The 550-nt window shown below is 51.3% G+C and carries 2 protein-coding genes; both read left to right on the top strand.

Annotation, left to right across the window (positions count from 1 at the left end):
* The coding region (locus tag JCM14108_RS16305; RefSeq protein ID WP_500778299.1) for a Mur ligase family protein at nt 1-184 on the top strand (184 nt) is incomplete at its 5' end.
* On the top strand, nt 184-550 hold a 367-nt coding region (locus JCM14108_RS16300), incomplete at its 3' end, for a glutamate ligase domain-containing protein (protein ID WP_500778298.1). The genes JCM14108_RS16305 and JCM14108_RS16300, both read left to right, overlap by 1 nt.

Raw genomic sequence — 550 nt, 5'->3', positions numbered from 1 at the left:
TATCCATCAGCATCGTATTGGTGGATTGAAGTTTGCCGGCGGTCTGTTTACGAACCTTACGCGCGACCATCTCGACTATCACAAGACGTTTGAGAATTATCGCGATGCGAAGAAAAAGTTCTTCGACAATCTCCCCAAGGATGCTTTCGCCATAACAAATGCCGACGACAAGAACGGATGGTGATGGTCCAGAATACCAAGGCAGTCGTAAAGACCTATTCCGTACAGCGGATGGCCGACTTCCGTGCGAAGATTTTGGAGTGTCATTTCGAGGGAATGTATCTCGAAATCGACGGCAGGGAGGTCGGAGTGCAGTTTATCGGCAAGTTTAATGTCAGCAATCTGCTCGCCGTTTATGGTACAGCGGTGATGTTGGGCAAGAAGTCCGAGGACATCCTTGTGGCTCTCAGCACCCTTAAAAGTGTCAACGGCAGACTTGAACCCATCCATTCTCCCGAAGGCTTCACGGCCATTGTAGACTACGCCCACACCCCTGACGCACTGGAAAACGTACTCGGTGCCATTCACGACGTGCTGGAGGGAAAGGGCG

The organism is Lentilactobacillus farraginis DSM 18382 = JCM 14108 (assembly GCF_000583655.1).
Taxonomy (GTDB): domain Bacteria; phylum Bacillota; class Bacilli; order Lactobacillales; family Lactobacillaceae; genus Lentilactobacillus; species Lentilactobacillus farraginis.
The sequence above is the reverse complement of the archived record's forward strand: the minus strand, read 5'-3'. Positions and strand labels throughout refer to the sequence as shown.